Origin of the sequence: Shewanella sp. 10N.286.45.A1, from assembly GCF_041470405.1 — a bacterium.
Classification (GTDB): domain Bacteria; phylum Pseudomonadota; class Gammaproteobacteria; order Enterobacterales; family Shewanellaceae; genus Shewanella.
The window spans coordinates 1-5,049 of the sequence record NZ_JBFRMK010000072.1 but is presented as its reverse complement, the minus strand read 5'-3'; the positions used below and the strand labels follow the sequence as shown (position 1 = coordinate 5,049).

2 rRNA genes are annotated in these 5,049 nt (G+C 49.8%); both read right to left on the bottom strand.

Features of this window, described 5'->3' with window-relative positions:
• Window positions 1-18: 18 nt before the first annotated feature.
• Window positions 19-2,911, bottom strand: a 23S ribosomal RNA gene (locus tag AB4238_RS05990).
• Window positions 2,912-3,282: 371 nt separating this feature from the next.
• Window positions 3,283-4,825: ribosomal RNA gene (locus AB4238_RS05985) — 16S ribosomal RNA — on the bottom strand.
• Together the 16S and 23S rRNA genes form the textbook arrangement of a ribosomal RNA operon.
• Window positions 4,826-5,049 lie beyond the last annotated feature (224 nt).

Genomic DNA, 5,049 nt, shown 5'->3' with positions numbered 1-5,049 from the left:
AAAACCCATCAGGGTTGTATGGTTAAGCCTCACGAGTCATTAGTATCAGTTAGCTCAACGCCTCACAACGCTTACACACCTGACCTATCAACGTCCTAGTCTCGAACGGCTCTTTAGAGGAATTAAATTCCTAGGGATGACTCATCTTAGGACTCGCTTCCCGCTTAGATGCTTTCAGCGGTTATCGATTCCGAACGTAGCTACCGGGCAATGCTATTGGCATAACAACCCGAACACCAGCGGTTCGTCCACTCCGGTCCTCTCGTACTAGGAGCAGCTTCCTTCAATCATCCAACGCCCACGGCAGATAGGGACCGAACTGTCTCACGACGTTCTGAACCCAGCTCGCGTACCACTTTAAATGGCGAACAGCCATACCCTTGGGACCGACTTCAGCCCCAGGATGTGATGAGCCGACATCGAGGTGCCAAACACCGCCGTCGATATGAACTCTTGGGCGGTATCAGCCTGTTATCCCCGGCGTACCTTTTATCCGTTGAGCGATGGCCCTTCCATACAGAACCACCGGATCACTATGACCTACTTTCGTACCTGCTCGACGTGTATGTCTCGCAGTTAAGCTGGCTTATGCCATTGCACTAACCGTACGATGTCCGACCGTACTTAGCCAACCTTCGTGCTCCTCCGTTACTCTTTGGGAGGAGACCGCCCCAGTCAAACTACCCACCAGGCACTGTCCCGAACCCCGATTCAGGGGCCGCGGTTAGAACATCAAAACTACAAGGGTGGTATTTCAAGGTTGACTCCACTCCATCTAGCGATTGAGCTTCAAAGTCTCCCACCTATCCTACACATGTAGGTTCAATGTTCAGTGCCAAGCTATAGTAAAGGTGCACGGGGTCTTTCCGTCTAGCCGCGGGTATACGGCATCTTCACCGCAATTTCAACTTCACTGAGTCTCGGCTGGAGACAGCGTGGCCATCATTACGCCATTCGTGCAGGTCGGAACTTACCCGACAAGGAATTTCGCTACCTTAGGACCGTTATAGTTACGGCCGCCGTTTACCGGGGCTTCGATCATGAGCTTCTCCGAAGATAACCCAATCAATTAACCTTCCGGCACCGGGCAGGCGTCATACCGTATACTTCCTCTTGCGAGTTTGCACAGTACTGTGTTTTTGATAAACAGTTGCAGCCACCTGGTATCTGCGACTGCCAACAGCTTAGGGAGCAAGTCCCATCACCGTCGGCAGCGTACCTTCTCCCGAAGTTACGGTACCATTTTGCCTAGTTCCTTCAGCCGAGTTCTCTCAAGCGCCTTGGTATTCTCTACCCAACCACCTGTGTCGGTTTGGGGTACGATTCCTGCTAACCTGAAGCTTAGAAGATTTTCCTGGAAGCATGGCATCAACTACTTCAGTCCCTTAGGACCTCGTCATCAACTCTCAGCCTAGTGTGTACCCGGATTTGCCTAAGTACACAGCCTACAGCCTTAAACGCGGACAACCAACGCCGCGCTAGCCTAGCCTTCTCCGTCTCTCCATCGCAGTTAGCAGAAGTACAGGAATATTAACCTGTTTCCCATCGACTACGCCTTTCGGCCTCGCCTTAGGGGTCGACTCACCCTGCCCTGATTAACATTGGACAGGAACCCTTGGTCTTTCGGCGAGGGAGTTTTTCACTCCCTTTATCGTTACTCATGTCAGCATTCGCACTTCTGATACCTCCAGTGTGGGTTACCCCTTCACCTTCAACGGCTTACAGAACGCTCCTCTACCGCACTAGATAAATCTAGTACCCATAGCTTCGGTGTATTGCTTAGCCCCGTTAAATCTTCCGCGCAGGCCGACTCGACTAGTGAGCTATTACGCTTTCTTTAAATGATGGCTGCTTCTAAGCCAACATCCTAGCTGTCTAAGCCTTCCCACATCGTTTCCCACTTAGCAATAACTTTGGGACCTTAGCTGATGGTCTGGGTTGTTTCCCTTTTCACGACGGACGTTAGCACCCGCCGTGTGTCTCCCGTATAGTACTCATTGGTATTCGGAGTTTGCAAAGGGTTGGTAAGTCGGGATGACCCCCTAGCCTTAACAGTGCTCTACCCCCAATGGTATTCGTACGAGGCGCTACCTAAATAGCTTTCGAGGAGAACCAGATATCTCCCGGTTTGATTGGCCTTTCACCCCCAGCCACAAGTCATCCGCTCATTTTTCAACATAAGTCGGTTCGGTCCTCCAGTTGATGTTACTCAACCTTCAACCTGCCCATGGCTAGATCACCGGGTTTCGGGTCTACACCTTGCAACTAAACGCGCAGTTAACACTCGGTTTCCCTACGGCTCCGCTATTCGCTTAACCTCGCTACAAAATGTAAGTCGCTGACCCATTATACAAAAGGTACGCAGTCACGGTCTCAAGAACCGCTCCCACTGCTTGTACGTATACGGTTTCAGGTTCTATTTCACTCCCCTCACAGGGGTTCTTTTCGCCTTTCCCTCACGGTACTGGTTCACTATCGGTCAGTCAGGAGTATTTAGCCTTGGAGGATGGTCCCCCCATGTTCAGACAAGATGTCACGTGTCCCGTCCTACTCGTTTTCACGTAAAGTTAGTTTTCATGTACGGGGCTATCACCCTGTGCCGCTGTGCTTTCCAACACATTCCACTAACACCCTCTACGCTTAAGGGCTAACCCCCGTTCGCTCGCCGCTACTAGGGGGATCTCGGTTGATTTCTTTTCCTCCGGGTACTTAGATGTTTCAGTTCCCCGGGTTTGCCTCTTTAACCTATGAATTCAGTTAAAGATACATGCTTATGCATGTGGGTTTCCCCATTCGGACATCGTTAGCTCAAATGCTTGTTACTAGCTCGCCAACGCTTTTCGCAAGTTACTACGTCCTTCATCGCCTCTGACTGCCAAGGCATCCACCATATACGCTTAGTCACTTAACCATACAACCCAAATAAGTCTCTATGAGAGATATCCGTTGTTTCAAGCGGGTAAGCTTAAAACAGTCGTATCGTAACTAATGGTTTCTACTTTCGCCAAAATTAGAATTTTTAACTCATGACCGTTAAGTCATAAGCCAAGACACTTAATGTTTAAGTGTTTAGAACTCAATTTTTTAATTTCGCGTTAATCCTATAAATAACAGTACGATAAATCGTAGTTGCTATCCCTTTCAGATTAACACTATCAGCTTTCCAAATTTTTAAAGAACGACATCAACTACGTGAAGTAGGATGTGTTTGCTCATTAACAAGCAATCTGTGTGAACACTCAACGTAATTTCTTACTAACAGATGTGAGTTAGTCGTATAGGTAAGGAGGTGATCCAGCCCCAGGTTCCCCTAGGGCTACCTTGTTACGACTTCACCCCAGTCATGAACCACACCGTGGTAAACGCCCTCCCGAAGGTTAAGCTATCTACTTCTGGTGCAGCCCACTCCCATGGTGTGACGGGCGGTGTGTACAAGGCCCGGGAACGTATTCACCGTAGCATTCTGATCTACGATTACTAGCGATTCCGACTTCATGGAGTCGAGTTGCAGACTCCAATCCGGACTACGACCGGCTTTGTGAGATTAGCTCCACCTCGCGGCTTCGCAACCCTCTGTACCGACCATTGTAGCACGTGTGTAGCCCTACTCGTAAGGGCCATGATGACTTGACGTCGTCCCCACCTTCCTCCGGTTTATCACCGGCAGTCTCCCTAAAGTTCCCACCATTACGTGCTGGCAAATAAGGATAAGGGTTGCGCTCGTTGCGGGACTTAACCCAACATTTCACAACACGAGCTGACGACAGCCATGCAGCACCTGTCTCAGAGTTCCCGAAGGCACTAAGCTATCTCTAGCGAATTCTCTGGATGTCAAGAGTAGGTAAGGTTCTTCGCGTTGCATCGAATTAAACCACATGCTCCACCGCTTGTGCGGGCCCCCGTCAATTCATTTGAGTTTTAACCTTGCGGCCGTACTCCCCAGGCGGTCTACTTAATGCGTTAGCTTGAGAACCCAGTGTTCAAGACACCAAATTCCGAGTAGACATCGTTTACGGCGTGGACTACCAGGGTATCTAATCCTGTTTGCTCCCCACGCTTTCGTACCTGAGCGTCAGTCTTTGTCCAGGGGGCCGCCTTCGCCACCGGTATTCCTTCAGATCTCTACGCATTTCACCGCTACACCTGAAATTCTACCCCCCTCTACAAGACTCTAGTTTGCCAGTTCGAAATGCAGTTCCCAGGTTGAGCCCGGGGCTTTCACATCTCGCTTAACAAACCGCCTGCGTACGCTTTACGCCCAGTAATTCCGATTAACGCTTGCACCCCTCGTATTACCGCGGCTGCTGGCACGAAGTTAGCCGGTGCTTCTTCTGCGAGTAACGTCACACCCAACTGCTATTAACAATTGAGCTTTCCTCCTCGCTGAAAGTACTTTACAACCCGAAGGCCTTCTTCATACACGCGGCATGGCTGCATCAGGCTTTCGCCCATTGTGCAATATTCCCCACTGCTGCCTCCCGTAGGAGTCTGGACCGTGTCTCAGTTCCAGTGTGGCTGATCATCCTCTCAGACCAGCTAGGGATCGTTGCCTAGGTGAGCCATTACCCCACCTACTAGCTAATCCCACCTAGGTTCATCCAATCGCGAAAGGCCCGAAGGTCCCCTCCTTTCCCCCGTAGGGCGTATGCGGTATTAGCAGTCGTTTCCAACTGTTATCCCCCTCGACTGGGCAGATACCTAGGCATTACTCACCCGTCCGCCGCTCGTCACCTCAGGAGCAAGCTCCCTTGTGTTACCGCTCGACTTGCATGTGTTAGGCCTGCCGCCAGCGTTCAATCTGAGCCATGATCAAACTCTTCAATTAAAGTTTTTTTGTTCCACTCGGTTAAGAGTGAAACGGCTCAACGAATTATACTGTTTATGAATCTTACAATTCATAGTTTACATATTGCTATGGTCACTCAGTTACTCTAATAAAAGAGTATTCGTCGAGTTAAATTTTTGATTGCCTCGTGAGAGACAATTTCGAATAACTCAACACCTGTGAGTGCCCACACAGATTTGCTTGTCATATTGTTAAAGAGCGTG